25 protein-coding genes are annotated in these 20,267 nt (G+C 37.9%); 17 read left to right on the plus strand and 8 right to left on the minus strand.

Annotated features, from left to right (window positions below; genetic code table 11):
- The first annotated feature begins 50 nt into the window (after positions 1-50).
- The 3 genes from AC4G3N_RS11945 (at position 51) to yunB (ending at position 2,466) form a co-directional block, all read left to right on the plus strand.
- Positions 51-350, plus strand: coding sequence for a YunC family protein (locus AC4G3N_RS11945; RefSeq protein ID WP_066106526.1), 300 nt, complete (start codon positions 51-53; stop codon positions 348-350).
- A gap of 180 nt (positions 351-530) precedes the next feature.
- Positions 531-1,643, plus strand: a complete 1,113-nt coding sequence (locus AC4G3N_RS11950; RefSeq protein WP_491090261.1) for an HD-GYP domain-containing protein — start codon at positions 531-533, stop codon at positions 1,641-1,643.
- 49 nt (positions 1,644-1,692) lie between these two features.
- Positions 1,693-2,466, plus strand: coding sequence for a sporulation protein YunB (gene yunB, locus AC4G3N_RS11955; RefSeq protein ID WP_491090262.1), 774 nt, complete (start codon positions 1,693-1,695; stop codon positions 2,464-2,466).
- Between the two features lie 61 nt (positions 2,467-2,527).
- Here the strand turns inward: yunB and AC4G3N_RS11960 are convergent, their stop codons facing one another.
- Positions 2,528-3,520, minus strand: a complete 993-nt coding sequence (locus AC4G3N_RS11960) for a M23 family metallopeptidase (RefSeq protein WP_066106532.1) — start codon at positions 3,518-3,520, stop codon at positions 2,528-2,530.
- Positions 3,521-3,762: 242 nt separating this feature from the next.
- Here AC4G3N_RS11960 and AC4G3N_RS11965 point away from each other — a divergent pair, with 242 nt between their 5' ends.
- Entirely contained in the window at positions 3,763-4,038 is a 276-nt protein-coding gene (locus AC4G3N_RS11965) for a YutD family protein (RefSeq protein ID WP_066106535.1), read from the plus strand.
- 58 nt (positions 4,039-4,096) lie between these two features.
- On the opposite strand, the gene AC4G3N_RS11970 is transcribed toward AC4G3N_RS11965, so the two are convergent.
- Complete coding sequence (locus AC4G3N_RS11970) at positions 4,097-4,363, minus strand: DUF3055 domain-containing protein (RefSeq protein WP_066106537.1); 267 nt, start codon at positions 4,361-4,363, stop codon at positions 4,097-4,099.
- A gap of 190 nt (positions 4,364-4,553) precedes the next feature.
- On the opposite strand from AC4G3N_RS11970, the gene AC4G3N_RS11975 reads away from it, so the two are divergent.
- The 4 genes from AC4G3N_RS11975 to AC4G3N_RS11990 all read left to right on the plus strand — a co-directional run bounded on the left by AC4G3N_RS11975 (position 4,554) and on the right by AC4G3N_RS11990 (position 7,616).
- Complete coding sequence (locus AC4G3N_RS11975; RefSeq protein WP_491090263.1) at positions 4,554-5,852, plus strand: EAL domain-containing protein; 1,299 nt, start codon at positions 4,554-4,556, stop codon at positions 5,850-5,852.
- 50 nt (positions 5,853-5,902) lie between these two features.
- Positions 5,903-6,352 carry a DUF86 domain-containing protein gene (locus tag AC4G3N_RS11980; RefSeq protein ID WP_066106543.1) on the plus strand — a complete coding sequence of 150 codons (450 nt, stop codon included), beginning with the start codon at positions 5,903-5,905 and terminating at the stop codon, positions 6,350-6,352.
- Between the two features lie 120 nt (positions 6,353-6,472).
- Positions 6,473-6,640 carry a hypothetical protein gene (locus tag AC4G3N_RS11985; protein WP_491090264.1) on the plus strand — a complete coding sequence of 56 codons (168 nt, stop codon included), beginning with the start codon at positions 6,473-6,475 and terminating at the stop codon, positions 6,638-6,640.
- Positions 6,641-6,851: 211 nt separating this feature from the next.
- On the plus strand, positions 6,852-7,616 hold the full coding sequence (locus AC4G3N_RS11990) for a TIGR01457 family HAD-type hydrolase (RefSeq protein WP_491090265.1): 765 nt from the start codon (positions 6,852-6,854) through the stop codon (positions 7,614-7,616).
- Between the two features lie 59 nt (positions 7,617-7,675).
- Here AC4G3N_RS11990 and AC4G3N_RS11995 read toward each other — a convergent pair whose 3' ends face one another.
- Positions 7,676-8,173: a phosphatidylglycerophosphatase A family protein gene (locus tag AC4G3N_RS11995; protein WP_491090266.1), complete on the minus strand. Its 498-nt coding sequence runs from the start codon at positions 8,171-8,173 to the stop codon at positions 7,676-7,678.
- A gap of 413 nt (positions 8,174-8,586) precedes the next feature.
- On the opposite strand from AC4G3N_RS11995, the gene AC4G3N_RS12000 reads away from it, so the two are divergent.
- The 3 genes from AC4G3N_RS12000 to thrB are packed head-to-tail and all read left to right on the plus strand — an operon-like array spanning position 8,587 to position 11,850.
- Entirely contained in the window at positions 8,587-9,879 is a 1,293-nt protein-coding gene (locus AC4G3N_RS12000) for a homoserine dehydrogenase (RefSeq protein ID WP_180349984.1), read from the plus strand.
- Position 9,880: 1 nt separating this feature from the next.
- Positions 9,881-10,942 (plus strand): threonine synthase, encoded by a 1,062-nt coding sequence (thrC, locus tag AC4G3N_RS12005; protein ID WP_066106550.1) that lies wholly within the window; start codon positions 9,881-9,883, stop codon positions 10,940-10,942.
- The gene (gene thrB / locus AC4G3N_RS12010) at positions 10,939-11,850 is read left to right on the plus strand and encodes a homoserine kinase (RefSeq protein ID WP_066106554.1); all 912 of its coding nucleotides are present in this window, start codon (positions 10,939-10,941) and stop codon (positions 11,848-11,850) included. The genes thrC and thrB overlap by 4 nt, the downstream gene beginning before the upstream one ends.
- Before the next feature lie 52 nt (positions 11,851-11,902).
- Here the strand turns inward: thrB and AC4G3N_RS12015 are convergent, their stop codons facing one another.
- Positions 11,903-12,139 (minus strand): NifU family protein, encoded by a 237-nt coding sequence (locus AC4G3N_RS12015; RefSeq protein WP_066106557.1) that lies wholly within the window; start codon positions 12,137-12,139, stop codon positions 11,903-11,905.
- 102 nt (positions 12,140-12,241) lie between these two features.
- On the opposite strand from AC4G3N_RS12015, the gene AC4G3N_RS12020 reads away from it, so the two are divergent.
- On the plus strand, positions 12,242-12,604 hold the full coding sequence (locus tag AC4G3N_RS12020; RefSeq protein WP_066106560.1) for a YuzD family protein: 363 nt from the start codon (positions 12,242-12,244) through the stop codon (positions 12,602-12,604).
- A 90-nt stretch (positions 12,605-12,694) separates the two neighbouring features.
- Here the strand turns inward: AC4G3N_RS12020 and AC4G3N_RS12025 are convergent, their stop codons facing one another.
- The gene (locus AC4G3N_RS12025; protein WP_066106563.1) at positions 12,695-13,765 is read right to left on the minus strand and encodes an NAD(P)/FAD-dependent oxidoreductase; all 1,071 of its coding nucleotides are present in this window, start codon (positions 13,763-13,765) and stop codon (positions 12,695-12,697) included.
- A 345-nt stretch (positions 13,766-14,110) separates the two neighbouring features.
- Here AC4G3N_RS12025 and AC4G3N_RS12030 point away from each other — a divergent pair, with 345 nt between their 5' ends.
- Positions 14,111-14,347: a YuzB family protein gene (locus tag AC4G3N_RS12030; RefSeq protein ID WP_066106566.1), complete on the plus strand. Its 237-nt coding sequence runs from the start codon at positions 14,111-14,113 to the stop codon at positions 14,345-14,347.
- 64 nt (positions 14,348-14,411) lie between these two features.
- Here the strand turns inward: AC4G3N_RS12030 and AC4G3N_RS12035 are convergent, their stop codons facing one another.
- Positions 14,412-15,170: a TraR/DksA C4-type zinc finger protein gene (locus tag AC4G3N_RS12035; protein WP_066106567.1), complete on the minus strand. Its 759-nt coding sequence runs from the start codon at positions 15,168-15,170 to the stop codon at positions 14,412-14,414.
- Positions 15,171-15,432: 262 nt separating this feature from the next.
- Here AC4G3N_RS12035 and AC4G3N_RS12040 point away from each other — a divergent pair, with 262 nt between their 5' ends.
- Positions 15,433-15,798 (plus strand): HesB/IscA family protein, encoded by a 366-nt coding sequence (locus tag AC4G3N_RS12040; protein WP_066106916.1) that lies wholly within the window; start codon positions 15,433-15,435, stop codon positions 15,796-15,798.
- A gap of 175 nt (positions 15,799-15,973) precedes the next feature.
- Here the strand turns inward: AC4G3N_RS12040 and AC4G3N_RS12045 are convergent, their stop codons facing one another.
- Entirely contained in the window at positions 15,974-16,606 is a 633-nt protein-coding gene (locus AC4G3N_RS12045) for an NAD(P)H-binding protein (protein ID WP_066106570.1), read from the minus strand.
- 213 nt (positions 16,607-16,819) lie between these two features.
- Positions 16,820-17,818 (minus strand): NAD(P)/FAD-dependent oxidoreductase, encoded by a 999-nt coding sequence (locus tag AC4G3N_RS12050; protein ID WP_066106573.1) that lies wholly within the window; start codon positions 17,816-17,818, stop codon positions 16,820-16,822.
- Between the two features lie 299 nt (positions 17,819-18,117).
- Here AC4G3N_RS12050 and AC4G3N_RS12055 point away from each other — a divergent pair, with 299 nt between their 5' ends.
- The 3 genes from AC4G3N_RS12055 (at position 18,118) to AC4G3N_RS12065 (ending at position 20,186) form a co-directional block, all read left to right on the plus strand.
- The gene (locus tag AC4G3N_RS12055; RefSeq protein WP_225983739.1) at positions 18,118-19,335 is read left to right on the plus strand and encodes an NAD(P)/FAD-dependent oxidoreductase; all 1,218 of its coding nucleotides are present in this window, start codon (positions 18,118-18,120) and stop codon (positions 19,333-19,335) included.
- Between the two features lie 95 nt (positions 19,336-19,430).
- The gene (locus AC4G3N_RS12060) at positions 19,431-19,913 is read left to right on the plus strand and encodes an NUDIX hydrolase (protein WP_140461717.1); all 483 of its coding nucleotides are present in this window, start codon (positions 19,431-19,433) and stop codon (positions 19,911-19,913) included.
- A 150-nt stretch (positions 19,914-20,063) separates the two neighbouring features.
- On the plus strand, positions 20,064-20,186 hold the full coding sequence (locus AC4G3N_RS12065; protein WP_175354293.1) for a YuiA family protein: 123 nt from the start codon (positions 20,064-20,066) through the stop codon (positions 20,184-20,186).
- Positions 20,187-20,267: the final 81 nt, after the last annotated feature.

The raw sequence follows: 20,267 nt of genomic DNA on the forward strand, positions 1-20,267 counted from the left end.
GTGAGCAGCCATATACTTTATGAATGGTACTGGAATAAGGGGTGGTGCTCATGATTGAATTTGTGCCCTTTGAAATAGACGGTAAATTATATAAGGGTGTGAGTGTACAGCTTCCAAAGACATCTCTACTGGCAATTGCCGGACAGAAGGGATATATTATGTGCGGAGCACTGGATATTGGATTATTGAATGAAAGGCTCAACGAACGTAGGATTATTGCCGGAAGAGCGGTAGGGGTACGTACCCTAGAGGAATTATTGAATGCTCCGCTCGAATCAGTAACGGAAGAGGCCAAAAGAAGAGGGATTGTTCCAGGAATGCTTGGAAAAGATGCAATTCAATTTATGTAGAGCAACTCCTAAAGGGGGTGCTCTTTTTTTGTTAACGGAACTAATGAAATAGTGTAATTAAAAAACAAATTTTTATAATATATGCCAAAAAATGAAAATAATTTCAGGTTAATCTGTTATAATATAGGATAAGATGTCAAATTATAGACATTAAATCTTTTCCTAAACAGAGGTATAAAAATGAGAATCGTTCAGACAGCTTATTTAACTTCGGGTGCCGTTTTAGGAAAGCCAATCGTTGATATCAAGGGGCGTACCCTGTTGCATAAAGGTGTGCAAATTACAGATTGGCAGATTAAACGGCTGCAGAAATATAATATTCCTTATGTTTATATTGATGATATAGAAACCAGTCATATAATTCCTGAGGATATCATTTCAGATAAAATCCGAAGAGGAGCTATTGTAACAATTAAAGATACCTTTGATAATATGAAGAATGAAGTCAAGCAATCTAAAAGTATAGTCATAGAAAAGGCTGCATTGACTATGTCAAAGCAGGTTGATCAACTGACAGCCGAATTAAAAGGCCATCAGGATTTATTTCATATTATTTCTGATATCTATGCATTTGACAATTATGTTTTTAACCACTCTTTAAATGTGGCACTATATTCACTGGCCATCGGTCTGGAATTAAAGTTAAAGCCAGATGTATTAAAAACATTGGGACTTGGTTCAATCTTGCATGATGTGGGGAAAATGGCCGTTCCGGAGGAAATCCTCTTTAAACCAGGAAAACTTCTGGAAAGTGAGTTCCAAATTATTAAACGGCATTCGGAAGAAGGATTCCATATACTCAGACAGGTCCACAATCTTTCATTGCTCGTGGCTCATTGTGCATATCAGCATCATGAACGGCTTGATGGCAGCGGGTATCCTCGAGGACTAAAAAACAATGAAATTTTATACATGGCTAAAATTATTGCTGTAGCAGATGTTTTTGATGCTGTTACATCTAAACGTGTGTATCGGGAAGCGATGCTGCCAAGTGAAGCTCTGGAACTGTTGTATGCAGGTACAGGTACTAAATTTGATCGGGAGATTGTGGATGCATTCAAGAGGTCGATTGCCATTTATCCAGTCGGCATCACTGTTGAATTAAATGATGGACGAAAAGGAATCGTATCTAGGCAGAATGCAGGCTACAGTGATCGCCCTGTCATAGAAGTGTATGAAAGAAATGGTGAGCAGCTCCCATTTAGATATGAAGTTGATTTGAAAATACAGCTGGATGTAACCATTAAAAAATGTGATACAACCTTCAGCAATCATACAATGAAATTAAGCTAATAAACCTCTTCTTACAAGCATAGGTATACTTGTAAGGAGGGGATTTTTTATGTATAGACGTAAACGGATTAAAAGGAAACGATCTATTATGCGGGGTCCCTTGCCGGTTAAGCATGTCCTTATTATAACATTTTTGTTCTTTATGGGAACGAGCCTAATCAGTCTTTGGATCGTGAATGCGGCTATTGAACCTACATTGATGCGTTATGCAGAATCTGAAACGAAAAAACTTACCAGCTTGGTTATTAATCAAGCAATTAAAGAAACTCTTTCCACACATAATGATATGGACAAAATTATTACAGATATACCCAAGCAGGGAGACGATATAGCTGTGGATGGAATCCAGTTTAACACAGAAATTATTAATAGAATCCGTTCGGAAACCTCTTTGCTTATCCAAAATCAATTAAGTGAAATAGAAAATGGTAATTTATCATCCTTTGACTATCTGAAGGATCGAGTAAGGGTGAAGGAAAATGGTTCAAAGGGAATTATACATGGGGTTCCGCTCGGGAAAGCAACGAATAATGCCTTACTTGGTAATCTTGGTCCAAAAATCCCGGTGGAAATGGAAACAATCAGTGATATACAAAGTGATGTCAAAACGACCCTGGAGCCATACGGAATCAATAACGCCCTGATTAAGGTTTATTTAGAGGTTGAAGTTCATGCCCAGGTTATTATCCCATTTGCTTCAAAGCCGACGAAGATTAAAACCACTATTCCAATGGGAATGAGAGTCGTGTCCGGTCATGTTCCTACTTATTTCAATGGGAGTGGGACAGGGGGATCCCCTGCTATCCAACTACCTGCAAAATAGGGGTCTGTTCAATAGAAAAAGGCTTGAATCTTGTTTTATACAGGACCCAAGCCTTTCTAGTTTACTTTGCCTTCGCGGCTTTTTCAGCTCTTTCCCAAAGCTTTAAATACGGATATGGATTAAAGGACCATTCAGTGCGGCCGTTTTCTTTATACATCCCATAATGAAGATGAGGAGGGAATTTTCCAGATGTACCGGGGGGACCATATCCAGAGCTGCCAACACCTCCAAGGAGAGTGCCTGGTTCAACTAATTGACCAACCTCAATCCCTTTTGCAAATCCATTTAGATGTGCAAAATAATGATAGGTGTTATTGATATCACGAATGCCAATTCTCCACCCGCCAAATTTATTCCACCCCTTTAGCTCTATAATTCCATAACAGGTGGATCTTACGGGTACACCATAGCCTGCAAAAATATCTGTACCTTCATGAGAACGACGGCCACCCCAGCCACGGGCAACTCCCCATGTGCTTGTATATGTATAATGGCTGCCAAGTGGAACAGGAAAAGCTTTTTTCTGCAAATCAATGGTTTGATGTTTTTTAAATAATTGAGCATTGCTCATAATAATACTTACTGCTCGATCTCTTTTATAGTATTCCCATATACCGATACGGAAGTTATCTTTATCTACTCCATAGGATAGTAAATATTGATTTATCGCAGCTAATTGATCATATTCATTAAAGGGATCTGCTTTACCATCTTGATCACCATCAATCCCCATGCCACCAAAAAAAGAAATGGTTAAAGGGTTAGTGTCTTTGGTATTTGGATTTGAGATTCCGGTCCACTTATCTGCTGGAATTAGAATACCAAGTGTATTTGGGTCCGATAGGTCTTTTCGAGCCAATCTGATACTTCGTTCATATTGATCAAAAGCAGCTATATAGTACCAAGGGAGTTGGGTGGAGTCTTCTACACGTTTGTACATTTCCATCCGTTTTTTTAATAGTTGCTGCTCATCTTGACTGGCTGATGCTTGCACAGGTATGCAGGGGGAGATATAAGCTGCCAGAATGAATAGAATCAATATACGATAGAACATTTGGAACACTCCTTTACTGTTCGTTAGTATACCGATAAATGAGGATGATTATTTTAGTAGGAAATTGGAAAGTGATTGTAAAATCTGTAAGGTAGCTCATTATAATAACAGTAGGTAAACATGGATAAAGAAAATGGAGGGCTAGAGAAATCCACATCATAAATAAAAAACTTCATGGTTATATGTGGGGAATGATATAATAAGGAAACAAATTACGGAATAAATGAGTAAGAGGTGAACAAATGATTACCATTAATAACACTCAATATGAGATTGTAGAAGAACATGGAGACGGGTTTAATGAAGAGACCTTTAAAAGCCGTTTTAGTGAGATATTGAACCGTTATGACTATATACTTGGGGACTGGGGATATGGACAACTTCGCCTTAAAGGGTTTTTTGATGACCAGAATCAGAAAGCATCCTACGATAATAAAATAAGTACCATCAAAGAATATCTGTATGAATACTGTAACTTTGGCTGTTCGTACTTTATTTTAAAGAAAACTAAAAAGTGAGTGAAAAGCCCCCAATTCTTCGTAATTGAGGGGCTATTATTTTAACCGCTGTGCAGAGTTAAATGACCTCGTCTAAGAATTTTTTCCACTCCAATGCCTCATCACTCGTTATAGAAAAAGCATATTCCAAATAGCCGGGCTCCTCTAAATCGTCTGGTCCAATAATGGCGAAACGGTTCCCTTGCATATCCAACACAAGTGTTTTTCCATAGAAACGATCGGTTCTGGTTAAAGCTAGGTCAATTCTGCTGTTTTCACCCATGAAACTGACAAATCTAGTTTTTGTATCATACGTGTCATCGTAAAGAAAAAATCGCTCGGACATATGGGTTCCTCCATTTTGTTATTATCATTTGATTCTTCTAAATCCTATGGTTTTTATACTGGAGACTTCTAGTCTTATTCTAACATTTTTCAACAAAAAATTTTAAAAAAAGGATATAATAGGAATATACTGAAAGTTTAAGGCTCTAATGTTAAATCCCAACTATGCTTTTGTGAGAGGATTGTGTAATATGGTTCATTCCTATAATGGAGGAACAAAATGGAGTAAGTGGATGTCCATTTTTCTTCTTGATTCGAGACTTCTGTTCTATCCTCCGAAATTTACAATAAGAAACCCAATTGTATCAAGGATAAAAAAAGCATTTGGAAATCAAGGTGAAATTGCAATTGTTGTATTTCATATTAGCAAAATGGATGAATTAAAGGAAATGGCTGGTGAGCAAGCCTATTACTCCTTCTTTCATGATTTAAAAAAAGAATTTGAAATAGCTATTAAAAAATATATTTACAGAACAAATATTATGGGAGTACAAGATTTTAATCAGGATAGCATTGTCTTGTATGTAAGGAGTCCTTTGTGCACACCAGGAACTGACCAGTTGGATAATATAATAGGGAATATACACCAGTCAGTACAGGAATCTGACATATATAGATATTCGCCAATTGAGCTTACAATCGGACGTGGATATATGTACTGTGACCGGACCTATATAAATATTGAAACAACGGTTAATCGGGCCTTTGTTTTAGCTCATTCCATGGCTCGTAATGAGGTGGAGCCAGATTATAATGATATGATTCATCAGCTTACTGGTATTATCCATGATAAATCGATTCGCTTGATGTCACAGGCTATCTTAGAAGTAGAAACGGGTAAGGTTAAAGCATGGGAAATGCTATCAAGAGGACCGTCCGGAACGAAGCTTGAAAATCCGTTAACGTTATTTGCAGTCGCTAAACAAACTGGCAGATTGTTTACTCTTGAAATGATTGTGTTGGAAAAGGTATTTCAACACATCCAAATGACGGATATAGAGGGTGATATCTATATCAATTTTACACCAATAACAATGGGAGAACGTAATTTTCCTGGCCATGTAGAGATGTTATTAAAAAAATATGAGATTGAACCATCCGTGGTAGTGTTTGAAATAACCGAGAGAGATTCGATTGAAGGAGTTCATCTATTAAGATCAAATGTCAGCTATTTACGTTCACTTGGAATTAGAATAGCTATTGATGATACAGGAGCTGGCTATGCAAGTTTGCATATTATAGGAGAAGTATTGCCGGATATCATAAAAATCGATCGTACAGTTATACAAAATATTCATTCAAACCGTGTGAAAGAATCTATGCTTAAGGGTCTGCTGCTCATTGCTAAAGAAACGGGTTCTCTTGTTGTTGCAGAAGGAACAGAAAATGAAGATGAGGCTATGGTGATGGTACGGAATAAGGTAGACCTTGCTCAGGGTTATTTTTATGGGAGACCCCAATTTCTTGAACTTTCATTAGCAACCATTTAAGCTTAAAAATGGATAGTATATGTGGTGAGATTGATGAGGAGGAATACAGGATGTACTTCGTAGATCGAGAAGCAATTGAGGATAAACTGCTTTATTTAGAAACTCAGACAAATCTTCTGAAAAGTAAAGGAGAATGGACTGAGTCTACTATTGAGAAACTGGCATTAGAGCGTATCTTTCAAACCATCATTGATGCCGTTCTGGATGTAGGGAATTCAATGATAGATGGTTTTATTATGAGAGATCCAGGCAGCTATGAAGACATAATCGATATCCTGCTGGATGAAAAAGTGATTGATTCAGCGATGGAGATTGATTTAAAAACATTGCTCCCATACAGGAAAGAACTCGTGCAAGCCTACACAGCTATTCATCACGGGCAACTGCAAAAAGCAGTATATGAAAATTTGAACACTATTCAACAATTCCCTGCATGTATAAGAAGCTATATTGAAACTGAATTAGGTGTCGTAACAGCTTTTAAACCATATGATAAATGATACGTACATAAACGATGAGCCAATATGCTTATCGTTTTTTTAATGATTGTGATAATCGTTTGAGTTAGACATTTTGGGTACTTTTGAATTTTAAATACTTTGATAAAAGAAGGTGCTATGATGGAAATCTGGAACTTAACTGAAAATCCTGCAGGTAATACTTATCAGCAATTATTAGAAGTCTTATGTGATTACTCGGACACATTCTATTTTGTAACACGGAAAGAATTAACTTATAAACAAGAAATACTTGAACAATTTTGCATGGTTCACCTGTACTACACATGAGGAATTCGGTGAATTTTCCATTCGTTCGGAATTTTATAGGAAGTTAATTGGCCAAATAGAAGGCTTAAAAGTAGAAAAAGAGGATTAAACTACTTGGGTATGTCCTAATTAGCATCAGGAGATAATTAGACGGGCTTCCGCTTTTCGATTGAATGCTACTGTGGTAAAGTAAATGAAGTAAATCTAACACGTCCAGGAGAGAACAATGCGTATGAAAAAGTATAAAGGTTATTTAATTGATTTAGATGGAACAATGTATAAGGGAACAGAACGAATTTTGGAGGCTGTCCATTTTGTGCAGGAACTAAAAAGACAAGAGATTCCTTATTTATTTGTAACGAATAATTCATCACGTACTCCTGAGCAGGTAGCTGAAAAGCTGCGCCAATTTGACATTCCTGCTACAGGGGAACAAGTTTTTACAACAAGTATGGCTACAGCAAATTATATATATGAGAAAAAACAAGATGCATCTGTTTTCATTATTGGGGAAGACGGTATCATTGAAGCCTGTAAAGAAAAAGGATTTACCATTAAGAATGAAGATGCTGATTTTGTGATTACTGGAATTGATCGTGGAATTACATATGAAAAATTATCGGTTGCCTGTCTCGCAGTCCGTAATGGAGCAACATTCATTTCTACCAATGCTGATATTGCCATTCCAACTGAGAGAGGGCTCTTACCAGGTAATGGATCATTAACTTCTGTTGTTACTGTGTCTACTCAAACGGAGCCTATATTTATCGGAAAGCCTGAATCAATTATTATGGAACAGGCGATGAAGGTGCTGGGTGTCTCTAAAGAAGAGACGTTGATGGTTGGAGATAACTATGATACGGATATTATGGCTGGTATGAATGCTGGGGTTGATACATTGCTTGTTCATACTGGTGTTACGACCAGAGAACATTTAAAAGGCTATGACCGCAAGCCAACTTATACAATTGATTCATTGGATCAATGGACTATTTAATCTGAAAAAAGGCTCACAACTCATGATTAATTCTCGAGTGTGAGCCTTCTTTAATGATTTTACTCCACGTTTTCAATACGGTGTGCCAGCCGGCTAGAGGCAGCAGCTGCGATGGCGCCGACAATATCATCTAGAAAGGTATGACATTCTCCGGTTGATTTATCATTTAATCGCTTCAGGATACCGGGCTTAAGTTTATCTACATATCCATAGTTGGTAAAGCCAATGGAGCCATATACATTAACAATGCTTAATGCAAGAATCTCATCCACGCCATACAAACCTTCATCGACACCAATAATGGATTGTATTGGTTCCTCCAATAAGCCCTTTTCAGCTAACATATCTAATTGAATGCCGGTTAAAATGGCATTTTGAACCTCGCGTTTTGAAAGTACGCGTTCCACGTTGTAAATACAATCTTCCAATTGCAAATCATCATGGTATTTATGCTGGAGATACATAACTAATTCACCGATATCTTTTACCGATACGCCGCGATCTATTAGCCATTGTCTTGCAGTCTGTTCCGTTTTATCAATTGATTTATCTTTCATTAAGTGTACACCGACTTCCATTTATAATACGTACAAATAGTGGTTGATGAGCATATTAAAAGGCCTTCTTCCTTATCGGCTAATCATCTATCCTTGCAATCTTTGTAAAATCCATATCGCTTTAATTATGAAATATTCTTCTTTTTATATCTTAGTAAGCATGCTAATAAGAGGTGATTATTTGCTGAATAAAATTTGCATCCATAAGAAGACACCCATTTAGTATGCGGAGAAGAATTTACTTTGCTTATGGTTCAAATATATTTTTAGAATATTGTGTATAATAGAACGGTAGGGTAAAATTATTTTAATTTTTAATTAATTTAATATTGTAAACGGTTATGTTTATATTTATAATGTCTTCTATACATAAACAAATGTATTTTTGTGGTAGACAAAAAGGGGGAGATAGGGTGAAACCAATTACAATTGGATTACTGGGACTGGGAACTGTCGGAACAGGTGTGGTACAAATCATTCAGAATCACCAGGAAAAACTGATGCATCAGGTTGGTTGCCCGGTAGAGATTAAAAGAATCCTTGTTAAAGATAAATATAAAGATAGAGCAATGGATGTATCATCCGAACTTATAACGACTTCCGCAACAGACATCATCTCTGATCCTGAAATAGATATCGTTATTGAGGTAATAGGCGGTGTGGAAGATACTTACTTGTTGCTGATGCAGGCTTTAAATAATAAAAAACATATAGTAACAGCTAATAAAGATCTGATGGCAGTCTATGGACCGGATTTATTGCGTACTGCTTCAGAGAATGGCTGTGATTTATTTTATGAGGCAAGTGTAGCTGGGGGTATCCCTATTTTACGAAGCTTGGTAGATGGACTTGCATCAGATCATATTACAAAAATAATGGGCATTGTAAATGGTACTACGAATTATATTATGACGAAAATGACCAAGGAAAAAGTCTCTTATCAGGAAGCGTTAAAAGAAGCACAGGATCTTGGCTTTGCTGAAGCAGATCCAACTGCCGATGTAGAAGGCTTAGATGCAGCAAGAAAGATGGCGATTCTGGCAACCTTGGGCTTTTCAATGAATATTGGATTGGAAGATGTGAAGGTACAGGGGATTACAACTGTTTCTGATGCGGACCTAGCGCTCTGCAAAAGGCTTGGATACACTATGAAGCTGCTTGGGTTTGCCAATCGAACCGAAAATAAAGTGGAGGTGAGCGTCCAGCCCACCCTTTTACCGGAGGAACATCCTCTTGCTACCGTAAATGACGAATATAATGCGGTGTATGTATATGGGGAGGCAGTTGGTGAGACCATGTTTTACGGACCTGGAGCCGGCAGTCTGCCAACAGCAACAGCAGTAGTATCGGATCTTGTTGCCATCATGAAAAATATGAGGCTGGATGTAAATGGGCGAAGTGCAGTTATACCTCAATTTGATAAAAAATTAAAAACGAATGAAGAAATTAATAGCAAATTTTTTCTGCGGATTCATGTGAAGGATGAAGTTGGTGTTTTTGCACAGCTAACTGCTATTTTTGCTAACCATGGAATAAGCTTTGAGAAAATCATGCAGCTGCCAATTAAGGTCAACGAATTATCGGAAATTGTACTTGTATCACATAAGGCTCCAGTGGCTAATTTTGAAAACGTATTGCGTGAGCTGGAAACCAATGAAAAAGTTTACTCCATAAAAAGTACGTATCGAGTTGAAGGGGGAGCATAGAATGAGCTGGAATGGGTTACTGCAGGAATTTAAAGAATTTTTACCGGTGAATAACCAGACCCCGAATTTAAGTCTGTTGGAGGGGAATACGCCGTTAATTCGCTGTCATAATCTTTCAAAGGAGTTGGGGATTGATTTATATGTTAAATATGAAGGTGCCAATCCAACAGGCTCCTTTAAAGATCGGGGAATGGTGATGGCAGTAGCAAAAGCCATAGAAGAAGGCAGTGATACGATTATATGTGCTTCAACCGGCAATACATCCGCTGCAGCTGCAGCCTACGCAGCCCGATCCGGGCTACGCTGCATTGTTGTTATTCCTGATGGGAAAATTGCCATGGGTAAGTTAGCTCAGGCAGTTATGTATGGAGCCGAAATCTATGCCATTAAAGGGAACTTCGATCAGGCATTGGCTATGGTCCGCTCCATCAGTGCCAAATTTCCCATCACACTTGTCAATTCGGTGAATCCTTACAGAATTGAAGGGCAAAAAACGGCTGCTTTTGAGATATGTAAACAATTGGGTAAGGCCCCTGATGTGCTCGCAATACCGGTTGGAAATGCCGGTAATATTACAGCGTATTGGAAAGGGTTTAAGGAATATCATGAGCAATGCCAGAGTGGGCTTCCGGAAATGAGAGGATTCGAAGCGGAAGGTGCGGCTGCGATTGTACATAATCGGGTGTTCGAACAACCAGAAACCATAGCCACTGCGATTCGTATCGGAAATCCGGCCAGTTGGGAATATGCCGTTGAGGCGGTAAAGGAATCAAACGGAAAAATAGATGAAATCAATGATGATGATATTATCAAGGCTTATCAGTTATTAGCCAGAAAAGAAGGAATATTTGCCGAACCAGCTTCCTGTGCTTCCATTGCAGGTATCTATAAACAATTGCAAACAGGAGAAATAAAGAAGGGACAAACAGTTGTCGCAGTATTAACCGGTAACGGGCTTAAAGACCCAAATACGGCTGTGGAGTACAGTCAAATACAACCAACTGTTATTGAAAACGATGAAGAAGAATTGGTAAGATGCTTTGGCGGTGTAGTCTCATCATGAACCAGCCTGACATGTTGCGTATTAAAATACCGGCAAGTACAGCCAATCTGGGACCGGGATTTGACTCAATTGGAATCGCACTGGGCTTGTATTTGACGATAGAAGCAATGCCATCAGATGAATGGATGGTTATTATCAAATCGGATGAATTAAAGAAAACTCCTTCGGATGAAAGTAATTTTATTGTTCGGATGGCTAAGAAAGCTGCAGCCTATTTTGGGGCAGAAATGCCGGTCTGCAGATTGATGGTGAAAAGTGAAATACCGTTGGCAAGAGGTCTGGGCAGCAGTGCGTCAGCAATTGTAGCGGGACTTGAGCTTGCCAATGTCTTTTGTAATCTGAATTTGAGCAAGGAAGAAAAACTAAGATTTGCGAGTTTAGAGGAAGGGCATCCAGATAATGTGGGTGCATCCATTTACGGTGGCATGATTGTCGGCATTCATAATGATTGTGAATCAACCCTTGTATCATTACCGATTGGGGATGTCGGGGCAATTGTAACGATTCCTCCGTTTGAGTTGAACACTGAAAGAGCACGTGAAGTATTGCCAACTCATCTGTCCCATTCTCAAGCTGTTTCTTCAAGTGCTGCAGCGAACATTTTGGTAGCCGCTGCTGCTACAAATGATTGGAAACTGGTTGGAGAGATGATGGAAAGAGATGATTTCCATGAAAAGTATCGAAGTGAGTTAATGCCTCACTATTCTAGAATTAAACGTTTAGCAAAAGAGGAAGGAGCTTATGGCAGTTCAATCAGCGGTGCCGGGCCAACCATTTTTTCTTTAGCTCCTTCACATTCTGTTCCACTTATTTGTGAACGTCTTAAAGGAGAGTTTCCTGAAATGAATATCCTTCATATTCCAATGGTCAATACGGGTTCTATTATACAACTGACGGATTTAAATTAAAAACAGCGATTCCCCAATTATAGGGGAATCGCTGCTATTTGTGTTTTGATCATTAGAAAACTTGTTCAACTTCAACAACGCCTGGAACTTCTTCAAGAAGTGCACGTTCGATGCCAGCTTTCAATGTGATTGTGGAGCTGGGACAGCTTCCGCAAGCCCCTAAAAGACGTAATTTTACAATTCCATCATCCACATCAACCAGCTCACAGTCGCCGCCGTCGCGAAGAAGAAATGGACGTAATTTATCTAGTACTTCCTGAACTTGCCCAAATAATTCTTGTTCTGCCATGGCTATCGACTCCTTTCCTAATCATATTATAATGATTTTACCTTAAAAAAGCTATCTACATTCCTTAGCTTATAGTTAAAATTTGTTTCCTATATTAAATTTATGTATGATGAAAAGAAAAGCGATAAAATAGGGGGAAAACAGGTGACGGTTGCAAATTTATATGTATACGGAGCCACACAAATATGTGCAAGCTGTGTTGGAATGCCATCATCAAAAGAAACATATGAATGGCTGCAGGCTGCCTTATCGAGAAAATTCCCAAGTCACCCATTAACGATCACATACATCGATATTTTTAACCCACCAGAAGATCCGAAAATTAAAGAAATAGCTGAGAAAGTTGCCGAAGGAGAATATTTTTATCCTTTAGTCATCTTGGACGGGAAAGTAGTCGGAGAAGGAAGCCCTCGATTAAAGATAATAACTGAAGCTTTACGAGATTACGGATATAAAAGTGAATAATTATTTGGATAAAGCTTGCAGCCTACTTTTAGGGTCTGCAAGCTTGTTTTTTAATAATCGATATATTCGAACCATCAACATAGGGTCCTATTATCCATTATGATACTTGTACATCCACAAAACCCCTGACTTTAACAGCCGCGCCATTCTGCCAGTAATAATAGTACGTTCAGACATTAGTCCGAAACCATGTTTTTTACCAAGGGATCCTAGAATTCCCTTCAGTTTAATTGGAGGGAAGGATTCAGGGAGCGGTTCTCCGGCCCATTTTTTAACCAGTACCTGATAAATTTGTTCACCTTGCCCCTCTGCCAATTGCGCACTTGGGGCATGTCCAAGGCTTGCGCAATCTCCAATGACAAATACATCTGGATAGCCTGGGATGGTGTGCTGGACTGTCAGTTTTATTTTGTTACCGCTGTCTTTTTCAACAGGCAGTTCTCTGACTGGCTGTACTGGCTGAATGCCAGCGGTCCAAACAATGGCATCACATGGAATGGAAACGTCACCATTATAAAGCAGGTTAGGTTCTATCTTAGTAATATTACTATTTGGGACTAAGTCTACACGATGTTCATGAAACCAGCTTTCCACATAATTACTAAGTTTTTTAGGAAATGCTGATAAAATATGGTCATTACGGTCAAAAAGCTTAATATTTAAATCCGGGCGTCCTTCAATCAATTCACTAGCTAGTTCAATTCCGCTTAATCCTCCGCCAATGATGGCAACTACTTTACCTGGTCCGAGGTTATTCAGTGCTTGATAGGTACTGCGAGATTTATCAATAGACTGTATGCTATAGGTATATTCTGCGGCTCCAGGCACATTATGATAATTGTCCTCACAGCCCAGGCCGATAATCAGTTCATCATATGTAAGCGGTTCCTGATCTTTTAATAGAACTTTCTTATTTGATAAATCGATAGAGGATACTTCACCGTACTTGTATTGAATTCTTTCGTGCTGAGGAAATGATACACGAATAGTGTGGTCAGAAATGGAACCAGCGGCAAGCGCATAAAATTCAGTTTTTAAACAATGATAAGGAATTCGATCGACCAAAGTAACATGAATATCTGCGGGAAAATGATGATCAGTGAGCTTGTTAAGTATTCTCATACCACCATACCCACCACCGAGGATGACTAAGTTTTTCATAGAAATGACGACTCCTTTGTTGGGATACAATTTTCTAATTTTAAACTATGCTAGAATACTAAATTCAAAGTAGTGCTATAAAAATATTAAATTATTATAATAGATGTCAATATTGTAAAATTCCATACAAAGTATATCGAAAATAGGAAAAAATAACAACTGAATTGTGTATAATTTGTGAAAAGTCACATTATTACTCCGTTTCGGATGTCCTAATTTAAAAACATTTTCTCTATCACATCTCTCGGCAGATGGAGTATAAAAAGGTAACTGATTCACCTTAATTAATTGACTATTATATCATTTTAGAGTAGGATTTTGGTTGTGCTAAGGGGTGACAATAGTATGAAACCAATAATTGAATTTTGTGTCAGTAATCTTGTCAGCGGTTCACAGGCCGCTATGGAGATTTTAGATAAAGATCCTAATTTGGATGTTATTGAATATGGGTGTCTTAGTTATTGTGGAATTTGCTCTGCCAGTATGTATGCCCTTGTAAATGGAGAAGTCGTAACAGGGGACAGTCCGGAAGAATTAGTAGATCATATTTATGAATATCTGGAAGAGAACCCAATGTTTTAATATAATAAAAAGGGAAGAAATAGGCATACTCTGCTTATTTCTTCCCTATTTTTTGTATAAAGAATTACTCATCATCATTGGTATCTTCAGTATAAGGATCTTCCTCATATGGTTTTAAATCGCCAAAGGATGTCATGATACCTTCTTCATCCAATAAATCCTTTAATTGCTCAAGTTCTGCTGTAGGATAGATTTGAACATTTTTCCCTTCAATATCGTTTCCAGCGAAATTTTCAATATCCTCCACATATCCAATATATTCATCGGAATTTAAATAGACCTGATCATAGTGCTCTTTTGGATCATAATAATCAGATGGGGTATCTGAACTCCCCCACTCCGCAACAGCCTGCCAGGAATCTTCTTCATCAAAGCCATTTACTTCTGTCTCATGCTTTTTTTCATATAATGGATGCAGGACCTGTTCTTCTATTGGACGTTCGTGAGAAACGGTTTGCTCAGTACTGTGCTCGATGCAATAAGTGGTAGATGGTATTGCTTGAAGCCGCTCAAAAGGGATGTCTTTACCGCATACTTCACATTTACCATAGGTTCCTTGTTCAATTGCCTGTAAAGCTCTATTTACCTGATTAAGTTCATTCTCAAAATGTTCATTTAAGGCTAGGTCTTTACCACGTTCATATAGCTCAGTGGCGGTATCCGCAGGATGGTTATCATATGTAGAGAGTTCTCCTACATAATTATAAAAATTTTCATCTTCCCCTATGCCAAAATGATTATTCAGGGAAATGTGATGTTCAAGTTCCTTTTTTTCATCTGCTAATTTTGATTGAAGATTGGATTGTTGTTCGGAAGAAAGCATCAAGGAAACTCCTTTCAATTTCGTCTTTCTATTTTCTTTCATTCCGCTGCTGTTTATGTAAAAAATATTAATTAATCTTTTGGATAAAATAATATAGTCATTTAGGTAAAGTGTTATTTAAAAGCGTATATCTTATTCAAAAACGTGCGAACAGCAGCATATTATGGGCAGTTTTAAGGTTGAGAGGACACCGGTTAATGTATATACTAATAAATAGAGGATTTAATTTCCTTCTAACTTTTTATAAGGGGGAAGAATGGTAATGAATAATGATGTCATTATTGTAACAGAAGCAGCAGCTTTTCAAATAAATACGATGATAAAAGAAAGCGGGGAAGATCAGCCATATTTGCGTGTTTCCGTCCATGGTGGAGGGTGCAGCGGTTTATCGTATGGCATGAACTTTGAGCAAAAAAAACAAGATAGTGATATTGAAACCATACAGCATGAAATTCATTTTCTTGTGAATAAAGAGGACGCGCCTATCCTGACTGGAACGCGTATAGACTATAAACAATCGATGCTCGGCGGAGGTTTTACGATTGATAATCCGAATGCCATTGCCACATGTGGTTGTGGGTCTTCATTTCGTACAGCTAAAGTTACGGGTAATCCAGAGCAATGTTAAACTAACAAATCAATACTGATTTAGTTGGAATTCCTTCTTTAAACAGATGCGATCAAAAAGGTATCTATTGAGAAGGAATTTTTTATATGAGACTAAGGCATTTTAAGGTTCCTGCTAAATACAAAAATAACCTCTCCCAATAAGAGCGGGGAGAGGGAGACTAGTTGTTTTTATATTACACTTCAGCCAAGGCTTCCTTAATAGGAAAAGGGCCTTCAATACAATAAAATTTCTTATTAAAAGTCGTATCTATTTCTAATGTATCAACTAAAACCTGTGCAACTTCATTACGTGAAATCATTCCATCATCATCGATAGATTCTGCCGCCAGTATTTTAAATGTGCCATCAGAATCAATCATTTTGCCTGGACGGACAATTGTATACTTTAACCTACTGGATCCAGTTAAATAATTCTCCGTCATCCTTGTTTCCTCCAATAAGGAATAAAGAACACATGGTGCTTCATCCGGTTTGTCAGCATAAACGGAGCTTAGCATGACGAAGCGCTCTATGCCCGCTTTTTCACACTCACGTATAAAGTGGATAGCTCCGTGCTGTGTTACATGGGAGATCGTATCATGAATACTAGGATTTGTTACATCGACTGCGTAAATAACTGCGTGCATGCCCTCCAATTGGAGAGAATCGGTTATTTCTCCGAACATGGGTTCAGCACCAAGACTTCTAACTAATGAAGCAAGATTTTCATCATGTACTAAACAGTATGCCTGATGAGAAGACTTATTCAAAAGCTCAAGTACTCGCTGGCCTGTGCGATTGTTTGCACCGACTATTAACACATTCATTGTAATCACCTCACTAGTAACTCATACCCGCTTCATAGGGGGCCTGACTCTGGTATTTACTAGTACGTAAGGGAAGAATTTGTATACATACAAAGAGGGAAGGTTGGGTTCTAAAAAAAGAAGGAATTCAGAATGTGTTAGCATAGGAGCTTACATCCTGAATTCCTTTATTTATTCTGCATGGCGCGTCTTGACCAGTTTTAATTCAATAAATCAATCCTTAAACATACTTGTACTGTGAAGGGGCTGGATTCTTGCTTTAGGATCCATATATGCTTTTGCATTGTTAATAGCCGTAGGAGCTTCACCAAATCCACAGGCAATTAGCTTCACTTTCCCATCATATGTGCAAATATCTCCTGCTGCATATATACCAGGTATATTAGTTTCCATTTTGCTATTCACAATGATGGAATTTTTCTCGATATTAAGTCCCCACTCTTTAATAGGTCCAAGTGAAGAAACAAAGCCAAACGTAACTAATACGTCATCAACATCAATCGTTTCTTTATGATCCCCGGTTGCATCATCCAACACGATTTGTTTAATGGATTCCCCATCGCCAACTAATTCAGATGGTATATATGGAGTCTTTATGATTACACTTGAATTTTTAAGATTTTCCACACTATGTTCATGGGCACGGAATTTATCCCGGCGATGAACAAGGGTTACTTCCTCGGCGATAGGCTCAAGCATTAATGCCCAGTCTACTGCAGAGTCCCCTCCGCCACATACGACGACTTTTTTACCGGCAAATTTATTTAAATCATCAACAAAATAATGAAGATTTTTCCCTTCATAATTAGACGCATTTTCAAGTTCAAGGCGCCTTGGCTGGAATGCTCCATTACCGGCTGTGATGATGATCGTGTTTGAATAATGAACTTCCTTATCGGTTGTTACTTTAAAAACGCCATCTGCCTGTTTTTCAACATTCTCGACAGCTTGTTCAAGGCAAATGGTTGGATCGAACTTAGCCATTTGTTCCTTTAGGTTATTAACTAATTCTTGAGCGAGTATTTTGGGAAAACCCGCTACATCATAAATATATTTCTCGGGATAGAGTGCGGATAATTGTCCGCCTAGCTGGGGCAGACTTTCGATGATTTTCACTGAGGCTTGCCTCATACCACCATAGAAAGCAGTGAACAATCCTACAGGTCCTCCACCTATGATCGTTACGTCATATACTTTTTGATCTTCTTTCACTTGATTACCCCCTATATTGTAAATAAATCTTTAATAAATAGTACCATATATCTTGGTATAACGTTCCTCTAAAGGATATGTGTGTATATAAAGATAATAAGAGTAAATATTCAAAAAAGTCAAAGGTAATACCGTTACTTATTTTTTTATCCTTTTTATATCCAGCGCTTGAAAAAATAACCAAAAGAGAATATAGTAATCTATAGCGAAATGTTAATATTTTGTGACATTTTTGACGTGATATACGTGAATGATATCACAAGATGTTTGAATTTTTATATCATATAAAAAAGGTGGACGTGATACTAGTGAAAAAGCCTCAAATTGTTATTCTAGGAGCCGGTTATGGCGGATTGTTAACAGCTAAGCGTTTGCAAAATAAAATTAATGTGAATGAAGCTGAAATTACACTAATTAATAAGCATCGTTATCATTATGAAACAACTTGGCTGCATGAAGCGTCAGCGGGTACCATACATCACAATAAAGTACGTTATGATATTAGCAGTATCATCGATCGTAATAAGGTAGCCATGATTGAAGATACCGTTGTAGAAATAAAAAAAGATGAGAAAGTGATAGTTTGCGAGAATGGTACTGTTTCATATGATTATTTAGTAGTTGCTTTAGGTGCTGAATCTGAAACATTTGGTATTGAAGGATTAAAGGAATATGCATTCAGTATTTCCAGTGTGAATAAAGCACGTCATATTCGTGAACATATTGATTATCAGTTCTCCCAATACCAAACGGATAAAAAGGAAGAAAGACTGACTATTATAGTAGGCGGTGCTGGATTTACAGGTATTGAATTTATTGGAGAGCTTGCTAATCGTATGCCAGCTCTTTGTGAAGAATATGATGTTGATCCTAATAAAGCGCGTATTATTTGTGTAGAAGCAGCACCTACAGCATTGCCAGGCTTTGATCCGGAGCTTGTACAATATGCTGTTGCACGATTGGAGAAAAAAGGTGTTGAGTTTATGATTGGCACACCAGTCAAAGGCTGCACGGAAGAGGGAATTCTTGTCGGAAAAGGCGAAGACGATACAGAATTAATAAAAGCCGGTACAGTTATCTGGGCTGCGGGTGTCAGAGGAAGCAGTATCATTGAAAAGTCAGGTATTGAGGCGATGCGAGGCCGTGTGAAAGTAGAGCCTACTTTGCAGGCGCCCGGTCTTGAAAATGTTTTTGTCATTGGAGATTGTGCGTTAATCATTAATGAAGAGATTAATCGTCCTTACCCACCAACAGCTCAAATTTCTATGCAGCAGGCAGAAGTTTGCTCTGAAAATATTGCTGCCCTTATTCGAGGAGAGAAAATGAAAGATTTCGTATTTGAACCAAAAGGCACTGTATGTTCACTTGGGGATGATGATGCTATTGGAGTCGTTTTTGGCAAAAAATTAAAAGGTACAAAAGCAGCTGCGATGAAAAAAATCATTGATAATCGTGCCTTATACATGATGGGTGGCTTGCCGCTTCTCATGAAAAAGGGTAAATTTAAATTAATCTAATAAAGGTATAATATACTTCGAAAGAAAGCTGTCCGATTATACTCGAGACAGCTTTTTGTATAGATAATTAAAAAAATCTAGGAAAAGGTGCTCATATGTTAGAAAGAAGCAAATATGTCTGGTTAGGTGTAGCAGGATTGGTCGTAACAAAGGATGGCAGATGGCTTGTTGTGAAGAAGTCTTATGGCGGTTTAAAAGGGAAATGGTCATTGCCGGCAGGTTTTGTACAGCCGGGAGAAACAGCAGATGAAGCAGTGGTTAGAGAGATTAAAGAAGAGACGGGGATTGAGACGAAAATCATTGGATTATTTGGCCTTAGAACAGGTGTTATACGTAATGAGATCAGTGATAATATGCTGCTGTTTTTATTGGAACCAATTTCCGGAGAGATTTCGATACAAAAAACTGAATTATTGGATGTCGCTTTTATGGACCAGGAGACAATTAAAAAGGATCCGGACAGTTCATTGTTATTGACGGAGTTAAATGAAAAGCATGCATCCCTTCATAAGAAACCGCTTGAAGGAATCAATCCTGGGGATGTCTTTCAATACACCGCTTATAAATTATTTATATAATTTATAAGCGGTGTATAAGGAAGTATTTAAAAGGAAATTTAACTTGTATACGCTTACATTAAATTACTGAGTCTTTTGGGGTGCTTTTCATTTACCAAATTTTCTGTTATATTATCAGAAAATTCAATTAAATTAGGGGTTGATCATATTATGAATCAAAAAGCCTATCAGTGCCCGTATTGCTATGGAAAGGGATATTTTCAATTATTGCTTGGAGGATCTGAAACATGCTCATGTTGCGGAGGAAGTGGTAAAACAAAAAACACTAAATAAATGTTATTTTTCAAAAACAACCCAATTGACGAAAATTATTCCATCCTATAAACTTACTTTTGTACGACTAAGGGGGAGTTA

Source organism: Bacillus sp. z50 (assembly GCF_058313585.1).